General features: G+C 38.1%; 16 protein-coding genes. 6 read left to right on the forward strand and 10 right to left on the reverse strand.

The window, feature by feature from the left end:
• Positions 1–11: 11 nt before the first annotated feature.
• The 5 genes from IGI67_RS24695 to IGI67_RS24715 form a co-directional block, all read right to left on the reverse strand.
• Positions 12–326 carry a PTS cellobiose transporter subunit IIA gene (locus IGI67_RS24695; protein WP_429959713.1) on the reverse strand — a complete coding sequence of 105 codons (315 nt, stop codon included), beginning with the start codon at positions 324–326 and terminating at the stop codon, positions 12–14.
• Between the two features lie 12 nt (positions 327–338).
• Positions 339–2360 carry a BglG family transcription antiterminator gene (locus IGI67_RS24700; protein WP_429959714.1) on the reverse strand — a complete coding sequence of 674 codons (2022 nt, stop codon included), beginning with the start codon at positions 2358–2360 and terminating at the stop codon, positions 339–341.
• Between the two features lie 12 nt (positions 2361–2372).
• Positions 2373–2690, reverse strand: a complete 318-nt coding sequence (locus tag IGI67_RS24705; protein WP_429959715.1) for a PTS cellobiose transporter subunit IIB — start codon at positions 2688–2690, stop codon at positions 2373–2375.
• Between the two features lie 746 nt (positions 2691–3436).
• A complete protein-coding gene (locus tag IGI67_RS24710; protein WP_429959716.1) occupies positions 3437–3940 on the reverse strand; it encodes a hypothetical protein in 504 nt (167 codons plus the stop codon).
• A gap of 173 nt (positions 3941–4113) precedes the next feature.
• The gene (locus IGI67_RS24715; protein WP_429959717.1) at positions 4114–6825 is read right to left on the reverse strand and encodes a Spy0128 family protein; all 2712 of its coding nucleotides are present in this window, start codon (positions 6823–6825) and stop codon (positions 4114–4116) included.
• Between the two features lie 657 nt (positions 6826–7482).
• Here IGI67_RS24715 and IGI67_RS24720 point away from each other — a divergent pair.
• From IGI67_RS24720 to IGI67_RS24735, 4 genes are all read left to right on the forward strand, one after another.
• The gene (locus IGI67_RS24720) at positions 7483–7689 is read left to right on the forward strand and encodes a hypothetical protein (RefSeq protein ID WP_429959718.1); all 207 of its coding nucleotides are present in this window, start codon (positions 7483–7485) and stop codon (positions 7687–7689) included.
• A 114-nt stretch (positions 7690–7803) separates the two neighbouring features.
• Complete coding sequence (locus IGI67_RS24725) at positions 7804–8016, forward strand: DUF2922 family protein (protein ID WP_207107665.1); 213 nt, start codon at positions 7804–7806, stop codon at positions 8014–8016.
• A gap of 326 nt (positions 8017–8342) precedes the next feature.
• Positions 8343–8732, forward strand: a complete 390-nt coding sequence (locus tag IGI67_RS24730; RefSeq protein WP_429959719.1) for a hypothetical protein — start codon at positions 8343–8345, stop codon at positions 8730–8732.
• Between the two features lie 34 nt (positions 8733–8766).
• On the forward strand, positions 8767–9378 hold the full coding sequence (locus tag IGI67_RS24735) for a DUF2922 domain-containing protein (protein ID WP_429959720.1): 612 nt from the start codon (positions 8767–8769) through the stop codon (positions 9376–9378).
• 95 nt (positions 9379–9473) lie between these two features.
• On the opposite strand, the gene IGI67_RS24740 is transcribed toward IGI67_RS24735, so the two are convergent.
• Positions 9474–10382: a LysR family transcriptional regulator gene (locus tag IGI67_RS24740; RefSeq protein ID WP_429959721.1), complete on the reverse strand. Its 909-nt coding sequence runs from the start codon at positions 10380–10382 to the stop codon at positions 9474–9476.
• Between the two features lie 148 nt (positions 10383–10530).
• On the opposite strand from IGI67_RS24740, the gene IGI67_RS24745 reads away from it, so the two are divergent.
• A complete protein-coding gene (locus tag IGI67_RS24745) occupies positions 10531–11019 on the forward strand; it encodes a GNAT family N-acetyltransferase (RefSeq protein ID WP_429959722.1) in 489 nt (162 codons plus the stop codon).
• A 246-nt stretch (positions 11020–11265) separates the two neighbouring features.
• On the opposite strand, the gene IGI67_RS24750 is transcribed toward IGI67_RS24745, so the two are convergent.
• Together IGI67_RS24750 and IGI67_RS24755 are read right to left on the reverse strand one after the other, a co-directional pair.
• Entirely contained in the window at positions 11266–11619 is a 354-nt protein-coding gene (locus IGI67_RS24750) for a hypothetical protein (RefSeq protein WP_429959723.1), read from the reverse strand.
• Between the two features lie 144 nt (positions 11620–11763).
• The gene (locus tag IGI67_RS24755; protein ID WP_429959724.1) at positions 11764–12687 is read right to left on the reverse strand and encodes an oxidoreductase; all 924 of its coding nucleotides are present in this window, start codon (positions 12685–12687) and stop codon (positions 11764–11766) included.
• Between the two features lie 127 nt (positions 12688–12814).
• Between IGI67_RS24755 and IGI67_RS24760 the strand changes: the two genes are divergently transcribed.
• The gene (locus IGI67_RS24760) at positions 12815–13351 is read left to right on the forward strand and encodes a TetR/AcrR family transcriptional regulator (RefSeq protein ID WP_429959725.1); all 537 of its coding nucleotides are present in this window, start codon (positions 12815–12817) and stop codon (positions 13349–13351) included.
• Positions 13352–13671: 320 nt separating this feature from the next.
• Here the strand turns inward: IGI67_RS24760 and IGI67_RS24765 are convergent, their stop codons facing one another.
• Both IGI67_RS24765 and IGI67_RS24770 read right to left on the reverse strand, forming a co-directional pair.
• Positions 13672–15471 carry a beta-glucoside-specific PTS transporter subunit IIABC gene (locus IGI67_RS24765; protein ID WP_429959726.1) on the reverse strand — a complete coding sequence of 600 codons (1800 nt, stop codon included), beginning with the start codon at positions 15469–15471 and terminating at the stop codon, positions 13672–13674.
• Complete coding sequence (locus IGI67_RS24770; RefSeq protein ID WP_429959727.1) at positions 15468–16871, reverse strand: glycoside hydrolase family 1 protein; 1404 nt, start codon at positions 16869–16871, stop codon at positions 15468–15470. Before IGI67_RS24770 ends, IGI67_RS24765 begins: the two co-directional genes overlap by 4 nt.
• Between the last annotated feature and the right edge of the window lie 62 nt (positions 16872–16933).

Below are 16933 nucleotides of genomic sequence, written 5' to 3' on the forward strand. Positions count from 1 at the left end.
TCTCTCCCCTTTTATGAAACCTTTTTATATAGTGACAGCATCTCTAACGCGACTTCTCTCAGAGTCATCGTTGTCATCAAATGGTCCTGTGCATGGACCATAATAATCTCCATCTCGATCCGCTCTCCGTTCGCATATTGCTGAAGCAGCTCTGTCTGTACTTTATGGGCCTTCACCAGCGAGTCATTCGCTTCATTTAATCGAGACTCAGCATCATTAAATTTTTCTGCTCGCATTTGCGCAAATGCTTCATGAACCAAGGTTCTAGCATCGCCGCTGCTTAAAATAATCTGGAAAGCGACCTCTTGTAATTTTTCTGAATCCATTTTGTTCCCTCCCTAACAGGATTTTTTCTCTAGTTGATTGGTGAAAGCTTCAATAAATTGGTCAAAGCTTTCACTAATGATTAATCGCTCTCTAAACTGATTATCTTCAATAATTTCCATTAGCATTTGACTAATTTTTTCGATCTCAAATTTTCCTAGCTTATCTGGCGAAAGCAAGAATACCAGCTGGATCGTTGATGATTCAGCTCCCCAGTCGATTCCGTCTTTTGCGACCGCAATGGCGACATGGGCTTCGTTCGTCAACGCTTCGATCGGATGCGGAACAGCCAGATATTCTGAGAAAACGACGGAGCTGTAGGATTCCCTCAGCAGTAATTGCTTTGAGAAGCTTTCATATAGGTCCTGCTGCTCGACACGCTCGATTCGTGTGACCAGCTCCTTTATCACTGCATCCTTCTCTGTTTTTCTATCAATCAGATAAAACAATTCCGGTTTGAAGCAGGCTTTTATTAAGCGCACTCGTTCCTTGACGAAAGAAGGTTCGTTTTCTGTTAATGAATGCGTGAGCTTTACCCCTTTAAAGCTGGATATCTCATGGTTGATATTTCGAATATCCTCTTCTCTGAGAAACACACTGACATTTACTATCGGCACATTCAGGACCATATTCCGCAAATTAATCGTAGAAATGATCAAATCGATGTGATCCAGGTCTTGGTTAGCGATCTCATAATAGCTGATGACCTTCTCAATCAATATTTTTGTGCCAAACTCTCTTTCAAGGCGATTTTTTATCATTTGCGAACTGCCTAAGCCTGTCGCGCAAATGACTAGTACATGCGCCTTTTGCTCGTTGTAAAATCGCTCTACTGCCGCGGTTAAATGAATCGTGATGTACGCCCACTCGCTATCTGTGACCTGATAGGTTTGGAAGACAGGCATCTGTGAAAAATAGTCGACGGTTACTTGAAAATGATCGGGATACTGCGACTTTATTTCCTCCAACAGAGGATTCTCCATGCTGGAACCATTTTGAAGTCTGGTTAAAAGAGGAATGAAGTGCATCATCAAACCATCAATTAGGATCATGTCGTCTTCTAGTGTATACTCCGTTACCTGATCAATTTGCTTCAATGTATTCAACAACTGTGCTCTGATTTCAGCTTCACTAAATTCTGCCTTTTGAAAAATCGTCTTGGCCGTGATCTTATTCCTCAAATGAAGAGCAATATAATCCGCCTCTTCCGCAGAAAAAGTGAGATCGATCGTTTCTTCGATTCTAGTGATTATTTTAAGCGCTGTTTGATATTCGACTGATTTAGCTTCAACCACCATTGGCGCTGGGATATCCATTTGAAACCCGTTTTGGATTCGCTTGATCGCTAATCCGATATGAAGCACTAGGTTGTAGACGATAAAATCAGAAAGCTTTAGTTGAGATTCTCGGCACTCATCCAGAACAATGATGACGATTTCTTCGATACTTATGCCCTCTAATAAATTCGCATACATCGAAAACGTAAATAAATTGTCGTGTAAACGATCCATGAAGAAATAGTTCATGATGAAGTGGCGAATGTTCTGCTCGCTTCCAACCACGAAGATCCCTTTATTATTCTTACTCTGGAGCTCTATCAAATAAGGGTTTAATAATTTTTTTATCTCAACTAAGTCATTTGAAATCGTTGAGCGAGAAACATACAATTCATCTGCTAAACAATCGACATAAACCTCACTTCGTTCAAAAAACAGGTGATTCAAAATATAGTACTGCCGGTCAATCGATTCCTGAATCGTTCGAATGTCCTTTGAGGCATAATTACTTTTCACCTCTTGGTAGTAAAATTCATCGAACTCCTTCGGCTTGTTTATTTTCAATCTGTAGCCGTTGCCCTGCTTACCTTCGATTACTGCCAGGCCTTTTCCTTTTAACGTGTCCTCTAATTGATGTAGATATTTTCTAGCGGTACGATTTGAAACGTCGATACCAGAGGCGATTTCTTGGCTCGTCAAATAGGTATACTTGCAATCAAAAAGTAATTTAAGAATTTGTGCCTCTCTTTTGCTCAACATATCAATCAATCCTTAATCAATATTGTCTGTAATCAGCTTCGATAACTTGTCTATCCCCATTGGAATCGGTACGTATGCCTGCGGCGGGATATTAACAATAGGCTTATTAAACTTATTCGCCGCCTTTTCCAAACTGTCAAAATACATTTTCGTTTGTGGACTTACCAGATACAGCTCATATTCATCTTTTCCGATAATCGTCGCCCCTTGTGATTGAGAAGTGGCGTTCACCTCGATATCCTTTCCGCCTTTCTGCAAATTTTCCGTTGTTTTTTTGGCGATGATCGAAGAAGACATCCCGCCTGCACAAACAATTAGCGCTTTTTTCATCCTAATTCCTCCTAATCTTTTTTTACTTTATCCAATGTACCATTTTCTATCGTTGTCTTGAGCAAAATCAATGAACACTAGCGTTTTCCTTGTTCCTCTTCATTCGCCATCAAACCGGCGAGCTGCGGCATTCCCTCCTCACACAAATTTTTGAACATCTACTCATTGATCAAACCATCCTTTCCTTCGATAACTTGATCATATAAGATAGCGTTTACAAAAGGAATACAAAGTCTTGCCATAGCGCTGTGGCAAGAAATTATTGCGAATGAAATGTAAAGATAAATACGCTTCAATAACTGCACCGAAGCCTTTATTAAAAACTGGCTCTTATACTATAATAGACTGGCAAAAAGTACAGATTCAGAATGCTAGAAACACATAAGCCCTACTCGGTCAGGAGTAGAGCTTTTTTTCAATACCAGCTAAATTTAGAATTGGTGAAGATATTGAATACCTTGCTTTCAAGGGTAACGACGATTCGATTACATTTGTCAAAAAGCAGGCAAATATTTTTGATGCGGCTGCCGCTAAAGGTGAATCGATAGACGCTGAACCAGGTTTTCTAGATGACATGCCCATTGGAAAAGAACGGCTTTGACGAAAACAGCCCCGCTTCGAGCTGAAGCAGGGCTGTCGTGATTTATAAAATTTTTAAGTGACCATTCCTATTATTTTTGTTTTGATCGATGGATAGAAACGCCTACTCTCTTTGACTCTTCCAACAATAGAACACCGTTCATATTCTACTCTTCAGATTTTTTACACGGGCAAATATAATGTAATATTCCAGATGTTGCCTCAAAAGCTAAGTCAAATGGATAAGCTTCTGCACTCCAACCAAAAGTATAGTCTGGTTCATAGCCCTGTTGATGAATACCGGCAACGGTCATATCGTGTAATTGACTGAATACATTTCTATTTGAATTGCTTATTTCTATTTCAGCTATCCCAATGTTGCTGGTTGAGATCTGTCTATATGAGAAGCCTTTTGGAATATCGTATCCTAATGGCATGATATAGCCTGCTAGATATTTAAAGGTGCCATTTTGAGGATTGTAATCACCCATCCAACCAACATACATATCTAAAATGGTATCATTCTGGGACATTGTGTCCAATGTATTATTTTCAAGTAGTTTCTTCCATAAAACGGGAACAGGATTTTGCTTTCCGCCATTCACTACCTCTATTCCAACCATGAGGGATTCTGGAATAGAAATGATTTCTGTTTTTCTCAGTATCGCCATGTTCTTCCCTCTTTTCTTAATTCACCAAAATATATATACACCCTTAATGATTAAAATCAGATATATTTATACCTCAAGCATTCAAAATAGTATTTAGGAAATAAGTCTAGCTGCCCGTTTTACTAATGGAAATACCTAATTAAGTATCCTTCATCAAAAAGTGCAATTGTTCTCTAATTACTTTTTTTGTATTTAGGCACTATTACAAAAAGAATTAAAAGTACTAGTATGCTCATACCGGCAATGATCATTGATCTTGATTTTTGTTCCCCAGTATTAGGAAGTAATTTCCTGTGTATCCAATTTGAGAAATTCTTTTGGTTGCCCACCATATTCATTCCCTTATAAGTGTTAACAAAGGTTTGCTCACCGCTATATGAAGGCGTCGCTATTAATTTTCCGTCTTTTTCTTCTACTGTCACTGTTACATTTAAGACGTGGTCATCATAAGTGATTCCTTCTTCTGTACCTTTTACCTCTTGAATCGTGTACTTGTAGGTGCCTGCTTTTTTGTATTTTATTTCATCAAAGTTAATCGCACCTGCGGCATCGTTGCTTTGTGTTTGTATTTCTTGATCCTTGTCGTCCTTCAGAATGAATTTGAATGCCTTATCTGTTAAGGTTTTTCCATTCAATACTTTCTTTGCTTGTAATATCGCAGAACCAGTGGGTGCTCCATAAACATTAACAAAGGTTTGCTCACCACTATATGAAGGCGTCGCTACTAATTTTCCGTCTTTTTCTTCTACTGTCACTGTTACATTTAAGACGTGGTCATCATAAGTGATTCCTTCTTCTGTACCTTTTACCTCTTGAATCGTGTACTTGTAGGTGCCTGCTTTTTTGTATTTTATTTCATCAAAGTTAATCGCACCTGCGGCATCGTTGCTTTGTGTTTGTATTTCTTGATCCTTATCGTCCTTCAGAATGAATTTGAATGCCCCGTCTGTTAAGCTTTTTCCATTCAATACTTTCTTTGCTTGTAATACTACAGAATCTTCTGGGGACTTGTAATCATTAACAAAGGTCTGCTCACCGCTATATGAAGGCGTCGCTACTAATTTTCCGTCTTTTTCTTCTACTGTCACTGTTACATTTAAGACGTGATCATCATAAGTGATTCCTTCTTCCGTACCTTTTACTTCTTGAATCGTGTACTTGTAGGTGCCTGCTTTTTTATACTTTATTTCGTCAAAGCTAATTGCACCTGCGGCATCATTGCTTTGTGTTTGTATTTCTTGATTGTTTTCGTCTTTCAGAACAAATTTGAACGCCTTATCTGCTAAGGTTTTTCCGTTTAATACCTTATTCGCTTGAAGAACGACGGTACCTTCTATTCTTTCGTTAATGAACTCCGAACCAAAATATTTATTCTCATCAAAATTGTTTTGAGAGATGGTAATTTCTTGAGCCGACAGTTGGTAGCCTTGGGGAGCCTTTATTTCTTTAATAGTATAATCATCTTTTAATAGACCGTTTAACACTGCACTCCCATTTGTATCTGACGTTATTTTTCCAACTACTTCATTGGTTCGATCTCTAACTACCTCAAATTCTGCTCCAGCTAGTTTATTATTATCCTTATCTTTCTTTATAATTTCAATACTGTAGGTGTATCCTTCTGCAGCTCCTCCAGTTTTTCTATAAATATATTGAGTGATTTTTTCTTCTGTTTTGGTTTCATCATAATTGATAGTAACTTTATTATTAATTTCTTCTCCGTCAATCAAATCATAAGATATCTCTGTCTGATAGCTTATGATAAAACCTTCTGTTTCTGATATATCACCTAATTCGATAACAAAACCAGTATTTCCCTGATCCATAGTAACGGTATAGTTTGCAGTAACATTCGATGTATTAATTAGAACAAATTTGCCTTGTCCATTTTTGGTCCATTGTCCTTTTGTGATAGAAATCGTACTTGGAATAATAGTTATCCCAGCATTTTCTAATTCATCATGTAAGGAGACATTGCGCATTTTACTATTGTTTCTATTGACGTAGATTTCATAAAAACCTGTGTAAGGTGTGACTGCATCCATCCAACCAATTTTATCAATACTGGTCTCAGGAATAATTATAGGACCAGGATAATGGATGTCTCCTGCGTGATATTCTGTTCCATTGTTAACTGTGATATCAATTGGTATGTCTTTTTCTTCAGTAACAGTGACGCTATCCACTTGCACATAGTAATAAAAACTACCTGAGACATCTGAATTCAGCTCTACATAATCCGTGTATGTTATAGTGATCGTCTTATTCCCCGGTTCAACTTTTACCTTGGCAACTTCGTATCCCATAGTATCATATACACTGAACTCAGCTGTTAAACTAGAAATCTTTAATGATGCTGGTAGTGTAAGGGTGGTAGTATCTCCTGATTGGACAGTATTATTAGGGACGAAAAAATCTACATCAATCCTGAAGCTTTCATATTCATCAATAGATGCATTGGGGGCTAAGGGATTCCCCGTTGAATCACTTATACTCATATTAACTACTGTGTCAACCTCTGACATAGCTTGTATTAAGTCAGAATAATTTTCTTGTTGATTATCCATCGAACTTCTTGTAGTAAGGTCTTCTTTAGGAGCCTCACTGCTATCTGCTTCAACTTTATCTATAAAATCAATATCTTTTATTGGTTGTTGTTCTGATTGAATCGTTTTATTCTGTTCTGTACTTGTTGCGGTCGCTTGTATTGATTGAAAAATTGGTGGAAAGAAATTAATAACTATTAAAAGCAAGCTTATTATACAGTAGAATTTCTTTTTCATTCTTTTTCCTCCATTTTTAATTGATCGTTTTGATAATGTTAATACGGGTATTGATTTACCAGCATTTCCTCTAACGACTTCTTCCTCTTGTTTTTCCCTCATCGAAAGTTATCCATTTCTTTACCTACATATTTCTTATTTATATCGAAGGGGGTGAGGAGATGCTGTCGTTCATTTCACACTTTCCGATTTTTAATACAACCCTGCCTCCTCCTTACAATAAGCTTAATATTGATTATTAACATCACCATTTATAATTATACCGATTAATATACTTTGACTAATTAACAAATCCAGCGCAGATGTAAATTAATTATTACCTAATAAACTCATTATTCTTTACAAAAATTACCTCCCGAACACAAAAGAAAATGTCAGTCTTCCAAACCCGCTTATTCACACACCATTTACTCATGCAAGCTTTTTTAAGAATAAATTTTTAACTCATCTGTGTTTTTACAGACGAGTCTTTTATTTATAAACACTGTTCTACCAGCCTTTCGGACGAAGATAAAGCCCTTTCATAAACAAATAATTTTGTCAAGCTCGTATAACTGGATTTGGGGGCCTTTTACGGAGGTTTTGGAGATTCAGAATTTTTAGAAAACCTATTAAATCAACATTTCTGTTAAATGAATAAGTATCGTTCCTCCGAAATTGACCCACTTTTCACGAAATTGGCAGGAGGTGTTTTTTTCATTTTAGGGTATTCTTGCCTCACCGGCCGGAACCATAAAAATTTAACTTGGAGGAATGAAAATGATTCAACGAATTGGAAACAAATTAAAGGTACAGGTCAATGCGCCAAACGAGGAAAAATTGCAAAACATCAACTTTCAAAATGTCGTGGACGCTCCAGAAGAAAGTGCCATCTTAGAGTTAGGCGAAATCATGACTCTTCTATCACCTGACGGCAGCGAGCTTGATAGTGTTGTCCTAACCAGCCAAACTCGTTACACCAAATAGTCTATCCAACCCAATGGCCTGCTAAAGGCAATCCGACACCAGAAGGTCAATCGCTTACAGCGGGCCATTCGTTAGGTAACACCATAAATAAAAAAAGAAATCGGAGGAAATGATATGTTAAAACTAGTTGCCATTTTTAGAAGCAGTGCAGGAAAGAAACAAACGTGGAGCTTCGCCAATCCAGATACGAATAAGACGCCCGCGCAAATCAAGGGGCTATTGGAACGAATCGGGCCATTGAAGCTATTCTCTAAAGAAGGAGAAGATCTCTTTGACACAGTGGAAACAGCTATGCTGGTAGAAACTACTGAGACGATTCTATTTTAATCGTAAAAGTGTCGAGGGCGGTACGTTTTCGCCGCCCTTCTCTTTTCAAGGAGGAAGAAACATGATCAGGCTCATCATTGACTACAAATCCGACGATGATACACACCATCGCTGGTACTACATAAATCCTAGGACAGATTTAAAACCAGAGGAACTGCGCAGTCTTCTGGAACGTCTTACTTTTTTAACCCTTTTTAAAAACGCTGCTTTCTTTTCGATCGAAAGCGCAAAGTATCAAGAAACTATCGAAACCACACTATTCAAAGGAAATGACATCAACGGACTCGCATCTGTTCACTCATTTCTAAATCGAGGAGGAAAAACCTATGAACGAACAACCTTTTACCCGTCAACAGCTATTTGGCTTGAAAAAATCCACGCTGGAAAAACGTATCGTCTCGTATTACAGAATCTCCGGCGACTCCGATGCCACCGTACAATATCTGATCGCCCTGCAAGTCCGAAATCGCCTAGGAGATAGCGAATTTCACTTGGTTCTAAAGGATCTTGTGCACCATCTATTCACCCAACGCAAGGTTACGAAAATTATGAAAAAATACTTTTTCCACTTTAAAGAGTACTTCGTATCAAAACAGTGGAAATACTTAACGATCCGCGTCTTTCCTGTCCGACAATACGCCGAAAAAGCGATCCACGAAGTCCGCAGCCGCTTTTCTAGTATCCTTTTATTTAACAACGAAACACAGGTCGAGTAATCGTAAAAAAAACTAAAAAGAAAGGACGAAAAACATGAAAACTATCAAAGTCAAAAAGCTCGTATCCACCTTTAAAAACAGTGTCGGCGAAAAGCACAATCTGACGATCAAAAGTCCGACTGTTGATAAAACGCCCGAAGAAGTTCATGAAGCCCTAGAATTACTGACCACCTTAGATATTTTTGAAGAAGAAAACGGCATAAAAACCTTCGCGGAAGTCGTCACTGCTAAATACATCGAAACAGTAAAGTACATTCAATTTAATCCAGACGCTCCTGTCGAATCCGAGCCATTGCCAGAAAAGCCAGTCAAGAACCCTATGCCCGTTTCTTGCTTGAATCCCTTCAAGCCGATTAATTACGGAAAGTTTGTCGATTTAGTCTGCCCTAAGGCGCTAAACAAAGTTCCAACTGACAAGCTTGACACAAAAGAGGAGCCGATAGAACTACACACAAGCCTACCTATCACTCGTCCTATCAAACAAATAGAAGCAGTTGAGACCGACTCCTATCTACCTGTAGAAAGCAACCATTCAGAAGATCGATCGCCTAGTCCCAGCTCATCAGACAAAAAAGAAACCATCCCTAAAAAAAGGAATGGACTGCTGCAAAAACTGAGCGGGATATTTACGAAGAATTCAACGTAGGAAGAAACACTAAACGAATGGAACTATAAACCTAGGAAAAATATAAAGAGTGCTTGTTAAGAATTTCTTCATTGCTCCTCAGCAATTTGAAGAAACTAAATAAACTCTTCGTCTGCCTTTTCATTTTCCAATAAGTTTATAAAGAGCTTCATACTAGGAGACATCCACTTGTTCTTATGGAACGCATAAATGGTTTCAATCTGCGTTTGGCCTTTTGAAAAATTTATAGGAATTTCCTTTATGTCATTCGCGGTCAACTCTTTTTCAACCACGAATCTCGGAAGTATTGCGATTCCAAGATTACTTTGGGTGCTTCTTTTTATTGTTTCTATGCTTCCAATATTCATACTATGTGAAAAATTTATATTCATTTTCTTTAAATAGCGATTCAACCGCTTTTGAAATATGCTGTCTGGGTCATTTGTCAGCAAACAGCTATCAATTGTTTGATTGGGTTTTGAAAAATCTATTTTTGTTGTATCTAATTGTGGGCTGCCAATCAAAACAACCGAGTGTTTCCAAATTTTATTTATTATTAAATTAGGTATTCGCTCTTCGACATCATAATAAACGCCTAAATCTACTATACCAGAATGAACCTCACTAGGTATTTGATAACAATTCATGGTTCTCAGATGTAATTTTACATTCGGTGCTTCTTGATGAAATTTTTTGAGTATCGGCTGAAGCTGATAAGTTAACAACGATTCTGGAAGCGCAATTCTTAATTCACCTTCTAATTTTGTATTGTCTCTATTATGGTAGTTTTTTATCAAAGACATGGTATCAATAATGCTATTAATATGTGGAATTAAATCTTTCCCAGCTTGAGTAAGCATCATTTGCCTTCCAACTTTTTCAAATAATTTGACGTTGAACTCATTTTCAAGTTGTTGAATTTGATTTGTAACTGTTGATTGAGCATAATTCAGTTGGAAGGAAGCATTTTGAAAGCTTCCAGTCTCAACAATTGTTTTAAAAGTAATCAAATTTTTAAGTTCCATAGGTGATGTCCTTCGATTCGGTTTCATCGAATTCAAAATCCATATAATTCGATTTTTCCGAAGTTTTTTTGGTGTTATTATAGATTGTAGCCTATTAGTTGTCAACGTCAAATAGACTACATATCTTAGTAAGAATTGAGTGAGCATAATGGAAATTGTCAAATACAAAGAGAATTCTCAACATTTAGCAGAACTAGTCGATTTAATAAACTATTGTCAAAATATTGAGGCCGACTTAGATATTAAAATGGCTGAACAGAGTGATGTTTTCAATATTAAATCATATTATCAAGATAATAATGGCGAATTTTGGATTGCTTTGAAAGAAAATCGAGTTGTAGGATCAATCGCGTTATTACCAATCAATAATGAGGTTGTTGTATTAAAAAAATTTTTTACTTATCCTGAATTCAGAGGAGATCCCATTAGATTAGGCGCCCAATTGTTTGAAACCTTTCTTCAGTATGCCCTAAATGCAGACTTTAATAGAGTTGTCTTAGATACACCAGAAAACGAAAAACGTTCACATTTCTTTTATGAAAAGAACGGCTTTAGACAAATAGATAAAGAGAAATTGGATATTAGCTACCCATTCCCAGATAGAGACTCAAGAATTTATGAAAAATATTTGCCATAATGATTTTTGAAATAAGTAACCACTATTCAAGGAGTTGCTCCACAGTTTTTATTTTGCAAAGTGTTGAGCTAAGGAAAAAGACCCGAAAGAGGAGATATAATAGACATCTCATTTTCTGGTCTTTTAATATAATTATTTTCCCGTATTTAGTTCGGTTGAGACAGCATGAGTCACTCAGATATATTTTTACGACCAATCTGTTGCCAAGTTTCGTACAAGCAGATTGTAAGCCAATCGATTTTTCGTTTAGCTTCTTCCTTCTCTTCTAGAGAAAACTACAGCGAGACTCGCTACTATTGCAGCTGCCCCTAATTGAACGAGCGAAGATGTCCAATCTACCCAAGCTCCTCTATCAAAAATTGTTAGAAAGATGAAGAGTACAACAAAGTAAATAAGCCATATTTTTTTATACGAAAGGCGATAATACGATTCAAGGAGCCAGTATAAAAAGAGAACTAGAGGCCCCATAAAAACAGCAAAGCCGATCTTATCATTCACATACAAATCAAAAGCTCCCAAACCTATAGCCAAAAGAAAATAACCAATTATGTGTGCTAGAATTGGATACTCAGCACCTATTTCCCGAATACGCTTAATCAATTTGACTCACCCCTTCTTAAATGCCTGTCTCTTTTTCCATTTTTATGATCTTAATCGTTCATATAGTTTATCATAAAAGCGTTTGTTAGATAAATACTAATAGGGGCTTGTCTTCAAGAAATCTTTCCACGCTTGATCTGGATTCTACATAAAGTCCGCATGAACCAGTTCACTGGATATATCCCATAATTTTGCAGAAGCCTGAGCATCTAATGCTTGGCTTGCAGGTTCAATCAATTTTGGCTTTCCATAAATCTCCATCAGTCTTGTTGGTCCATAAAATGAACCGCTTTGGGCTTCGGATGATGTAGCCGCAAGTAAAGAAGCTCTGGCCCCTTCACTAGGTGTTTGGAGAGTATGATAAATCAATCGGGTATAGAGCGTTTTGCCTGGACCATTATCTATCAAATCAGTCGCCACCCCACCTGGATGAACACCGATACTGGTGATCCCCCAGCCTGCCGCAACACTGCGCTTATGTAGCTCAAGAGCAAACATCAAGCAAGCCAGCTTAGATTGAGAGTAAGCAACATCAGGATCATAATTTTGCTCTAGCTGTAGATCATCAAAATGAATCTTTCCAGAACGATGCGCCATACTGCTCACTGTTACGACACGGGGAGTTTGCACCTTGCGAAGAAGCGGGATGAGGTGCGCCGTCAATGCAAAATGCCCAAGATAATTCGTCCCAAGCTGCAATTCAAATTTATCTTTCGTCACGTGTCTCTCTGGAACCGCCATGACACCGGCATTATTGATGAGAATGTCCAGTTTTTTAAAGCGTGACTGAATCACTTCACTAAATTTTTTTATTGAAGCCAAATCTGCCAGATCAAGCTGTTGAAAGCTGATTATCGCATTAGGATAAACGGATTTTATGCCATCCACCGCTTTTCTCCCCTTTTCAGGATTGCGTCCTGCAATGATCACATTCGCGCCTGCACCTGCCAAAGTTATCGCTGCTTCATATCCTAGTCCGCCAGTACCAGTAATCACTACATTCTTACCAATTTGAGAACCTATTTCTTTTTCTGTCCATCTTTTTTTTGCATTTCTTTTTTCATTCATCTCAGTAACCCTCACCTTATTTTTCTAGATGTTACAGTTGCAACCTCTCGCAAAATGAAATATACTCCTTTCAAAGAGGTGTTTCAAGTGTAACCCCTCCAAACGTTACAGATTGGGGCAAAGTGTTATGGCTAATGCGATGAACAGCTACAAAAACGCAATCACAAAGGAAAGTATCTTTACTGCGCTCATGATCATCATGGAAAAAAAGGACTTTCATAAAATATCCGTCACTGAAGTCACCGCAAAAGCAGGTGTCTCCAGAATGGCCTTTTATCGAAATTACGAAGTGCTTGAGGATGTCATCACTGACTACTTGAATGACTGCTTCGCCGAATATGAAAAAGCGATAGAACGTGTCGGATTAGATAATAGCTATGAAGTTGTATTGCTGTTTTTCTCTACTTTCAAAGCGGAAAAAACGCTTTTATTAAATCTGATCGAATCAAAACTAACCTATCTCCTACTTGATAAGTGCAATACTTTTTTAGAAGACATCTGTAAAACAATTGTTTGTGACAAGTCTTATTCTCCAGAAAAGGAAAAATATACCATCAAATTTTTGACCGGTGGTTTTTTTAATATACTAATTGAATGGATTATGAACGACTTTAACGAAAGTGAAGAATATATGGCTGAACTCTTTTACGAATATTGTAAATAATTGGTTTATTTTCGTAACACATGTGGTTTTCGTCAAGCAGAGTTACCGTTCCACTCCTTGTTAAATGCTTCTCTAATTTTCCATTTTCTGGTCTAAAATGTTCATATCGTTTTCTATTAAGTTGGGGGTATAGGCAGCAATGTCCACTATTTTTCTTAGATAATGAACTCGAAAATAGGTCTGATCCTCCTTACATCCACCAATTTAGATAGCTGGAATGACCATACTTTTATGCCCTAAAATCATCTGGAGCATGAACGCAAAAAAAATTCTTTACTTATCTTTCAACAAGTAAAGAATTCTTTTACGATTGCTTCAATTTAGACTACTGTATAGGGCATACCATTAGTAACAACAACAGGAGTATCTGTTAAATATCCTGCTTCTTTGATTTTTTCAAGATCAAACTCCAACAATAGATCTCCAGCCTTCACCTGATCTCCTACTTTTACTTTAGGAGTAAAATGCTGCCCTTTCAAATTGACGGTATCCATTCCAACATGAATTAAGACTTCTGCCCCCTGCGTTGAGGTTAAACCAATGGCATGCAGGGTATCAAAAAGCATGGTTACTTCTCCGTCAAAAGGAGCATAGACTTTTCCTTCACTTGGTAACACAGCAAAACCTTTCCCCATTAGTTCCTTAGAAAAGACTTCATCCTGTATCTGAGCCAACTCAATTTGCTCCCCTTTAACCGGTGACCTCATTTCTTGAACTGTCATGCTTGAAGTTAAATCGGCTGAATTTGTGGTACCTGCTCCTGTTTTTTCTTCCTTTTGTTCGCCAATTCCTAATACAAAGGTTAAACAGAATGCGCCGACTACCGCAATCACTACTCCAATAATAATATGAATAAAACTACTTGCTTTATACGTAGATAATGCCAGAATTCCTGGTAAAGCGACTGCATTACTGGATGCATGGAAAATACTTAAGTAAGCAGCTGCCACCCCAGCGGAAAGTAAGGCTGCGTAAAATGGCTTTTTATATTTTAAATTGTAGCCATACATTGCCGGTTCGGTAATTCCTAAAAAGGCTGTGAAGGCAGCTGAAAACGCACCGGCCTTCTGAGCTTTGTTTCTCAATTTGACAGCCACCGCAAAAGCCGCACCTGATTGCGCTAAATTTCCAACCAGTAGCGCAGGAATAATCACTGTTTTCCCTGTTTCAGCAACTTCTTGAACCATAATTGGAGTAATGGCATAATGCATACCAAACATTACCAGAACGGGTCTTAATGCCCCCAGAAGGAAGGCGCCAATAATTCCCCCCGTATTATATAACCAGTTAACACCTTGAGCGATATAGATCCCCGTGTACGAGCCGATCGGTCCTAAAATACCTAGTTGTAAGGGAACCATGATAAATAAGGTAAGCATAGGAACTGCTAGAATCTTAAAAGCATCCGGAATCAACTTATTGATCCATTTATAGATATAGCTCATAATCCAGACTGCAAAAATAATTGGAAAAACGGTTGCCTTATAATTAACGAACAATAGCGGCAAGCCAAAGAAATCTAATGCCTTGATCCCTGTTTCTGCTGCAGTCAACGCACCATTTTGAATGGTCGGATACATGTAAGCCGCAGCCAAAGCAACTGCCATATATTCGTTTGTCTTGAACTTTCTTGCTGCACTAATGGCCAGGAAGAATGGCAAGAAATAAAAGATTAAATCACCAGTCATTTGCAGCAACGCATACGCACCAGATTCTGGTGAAATTAGTTGAAAGTTGACCAACAGAGCATTCACGGATTGAATCATCCCGCAACCAATTAAAATAGGTAATGTCGGACTAAAAATGCCTGCGATGGTTTCAATCAACGAGCCGAAAGAAAACTTCTTCTTCTCCTCAACTTGTTCCTCATCACCACTTGGAACCAATGCCGTAAATGCACTGTAGACACCTGTTACCTTTCCACCAAGAATAACTTGCAGTTGGCCACTGCTGAATTGTGCTTTGATTACATCAGGAATATCATTCAAGCGATCCATTTTTACCGCTGCTTCATCTTTTACGTTTAAACGTAGTCTTGTCGCACAGTGGGTAACATTCGTAATATTCTCTTTTCCTCCAACAAACGACAAAATCTCCTTGGCAATTTCTTGATTGGTCATAGCGATTCCCCTCTTTCCTTAATCATATTTTGATACCAATAAAAACTCTTCTTTTTGATGCGCTTCATATCCAGCAGCTCTTCATTATTTCGATTAACGTAAACAAACCCATAGCGTTTATCCATGCCTTCACGTCCACTAACCAAGTCCATAAAGGACCACGCACAATAACCGAAAACCGGATACCCCATTCCGATACAATCTTTGATTTGTGATAAATGATTCTGCAGATATTCAATACGATAATCGTCATTGATTTCTCCATTCTCCAGCTTATCGTAAGCTCCTAACCCATTTTCAGTAATCAGAATTGGCAGACGATAGCGATGGTAGAAATCCATAATCGCGATTTTAAGCCCTTCAGGACAAATGTTCCAACCCCAGTCCGTTTGTGGAACATGCTCATTTTCTACAATTTTATAAATACCCGGCTCTTCATTGATGAAGACAGCTTTGTCATGATAGCCAAATTCTTTCTTCTGACTTTTGGCAACCGTTTGATTTAAATAATAGTTCATCGCCAAGAAATCCGGTGTATTTTCTTTCATCAGCTGCATGTCTTCCTCACGAATCTCAGGAAGGATGCCACGATCCTCCATATATTTCCAATGAAGAGGTGAATACTCCCCACGACAATGCAGTTCGGTGATATAGTACGTGGAAAGTTCATTAAATTCCATCGCCGCAATTGTATCCTCTGGTTTGTTGCTGCCAGCCAGAGCCGGCATGGGATTAATCACAGGACCAATTTTAGCGGTTGGCAAAAGCTCATGACATTTTTTAATTACGCAAGCCGTTGCTGTACACATGTGATAATTTGCCTGCTCAGCTGCTTTTAAATAATCCTGACCTGTCAATTCTTCAGGAAAACCAAGACGTCCACTAATTTTTAGTAAATGATCCTGTTCATTAATAGTCAGCCAGTGCTTCACACGATCTCCATAATTTTCAAAAAGTACTGTCGCAAACCGTTCAAAATCGTCAATGGCTTTGCGGTCCAACCAGCCACCATATTTTTCTACTAATGCTTGCGGGTATTCAAAATGATAAATTGTCACAATCGGCTCCATGCCGTTATCAACAACCTCTTGTAACAGACGATCATAAAAAGCCACTCCCTCTGGGTTGACGCTTTCTCCATCCGGCATAATACGAACCCATGAAATAGATAAACGATAGGCTTTTAACCCCAGTTCTTTCATCAAAGCAATATCTTCTTTATAGTGATGGTAATGATCGCTGGCTACAGAGAAATCAGTAATCCCTGGTTTCTTCGGCTGTAAATCATGAACCGCTATCCCTCTGCCACCACAGTCAACCCCTCCTTCTACTTGAAACGCTGAGGTCGCTGCGGCAAACAAAAAGTCCTCAGGGAACTTAGAAATTCGTTTATGATACATCTTTCTACTCCTCTCTCCATCTGTTCTATTGTTACTTCTTATTATAAAAAGCTGCATAAAAA

This window comes from Enterococcus sp. AZ196, assembly GCF_050498845.1.
GTDB classification, from domain to species: domain Bacteria; phylum Bacillota; class Bacilli; order Lactobacillales; family Enterococcaceae; genus Enterococcus_A; species Enterococcus_A murrayae.

Excerpts from the sequence above, each read along its gene's own strand:
- IGI67_RS24755 (WP_429959724.1), bottom strand. The coding sequence starts at position 12,687 with ATGAATGAAAAAAGAAATGCAAAAAAAAGATGGACAGAAAAAGAAATA.
- IGI67_RS24740 (WP_429959721.1), bottom strand. The coding sequence starts at position 10,382 with ATGGAACTTAAAAATTTGATTACTTTTAAAACAATTGTTGAGACTGGA.
- IGI67_RS24695 (WP_429959713.1), bottom strand. The coding sequence starts at position 326 with ATGGATTCAGAAAAATTACAAGAGGTCGCTTTCCAGATTATTTTAAGC.
- IGI67_RS24705 (WP_429959715.1), bottom strand. The coding sequence starts at position 2,690 with ATGAAAAAAGCGCTAATTGTTTGTGCAGGCGGGATGTCTTCTTCGATC.
- IGI67_RS24710 (WP_429959716.1), bottom strand. The coding sequence starts at position 3,940 with ATGGCGATACTGAGAAAAACAGAAATCATTTCTATTCCAGAATCCCTC.
- IGI67_RS24725 (WP_207107665.1), top strand. The coding sequence starts at position 7,804 with ATGTTAAAACTAGTTGCCATTTTTAGAAGCAGTGCAGGAAAGAAACAA.
- IGI67_RS24765 (WP_429959726.1), bottom strand. The coding sequence starts at position 15,471 with ATGACCAATCAAGAAATTGCCAAGGAGATTTTGTCGTTTGTTGGAGGA.
- IGI67_RS24720 (WP_429959718.1), top strand. The coding sequence starts at position 7,483 with ATGATTCAACGAATTGGAAACAAATTAAAGGTACAGGTCAATGCGCCA.
- IGI67_RS24715 (WP_429959717.1), bottom strand. The coding sequence starts at position 6,825 with ATGAGGGAAAAACAAGAGGAAGAAGTCGTTAGAGGAAATGCTGGTAAA.
- IGI67_RS24730 (WP_429959719.1), top strand. The coding sequence starts at position 8,343 with ATGAACGAACAACCTTTTACCCGTCAACAGCTATTTGGCTTGAAAAAA.
- IGI67_RS24770 (WP_429959727.1), bottom strand. The coding sequence starts at position 16,871 with ATGTATCATAAACGAATTTCTAAGTTCCCTGAGGACTTTTTGTTTGCC.
- IGI67_RS24735 (WP_429959720.1), top strand. The coding sequence starts at position 8,767 with ATGAAAACTATCAAAGTCAAAAAGCTCGTATCCACCTTTAAAAACAGT.
- IGI67_RS24700 (WP_429959714.1), bottom strand. The coding sequence starts at position 2,360 with ATGTTGAGCAAAAGAGAGGCACAAATTCTTAAATTACTTTTTGATTGC.
- IGI67_RS24745 (WP_429959722.1), top strand. The coding sequence starts at position 10,531 with ATGGAAATTGTCAAATACAAAGAGAATTCTCAACATTTAGCAGAACTA.
- IGI67_RS24760 (WP_429959725.1), top strand. The coding sequence starts at position 12,815 with ATGGCTAATGCGATGAACAGCTACAAAAACGCAATCACAAAGGAAAGT.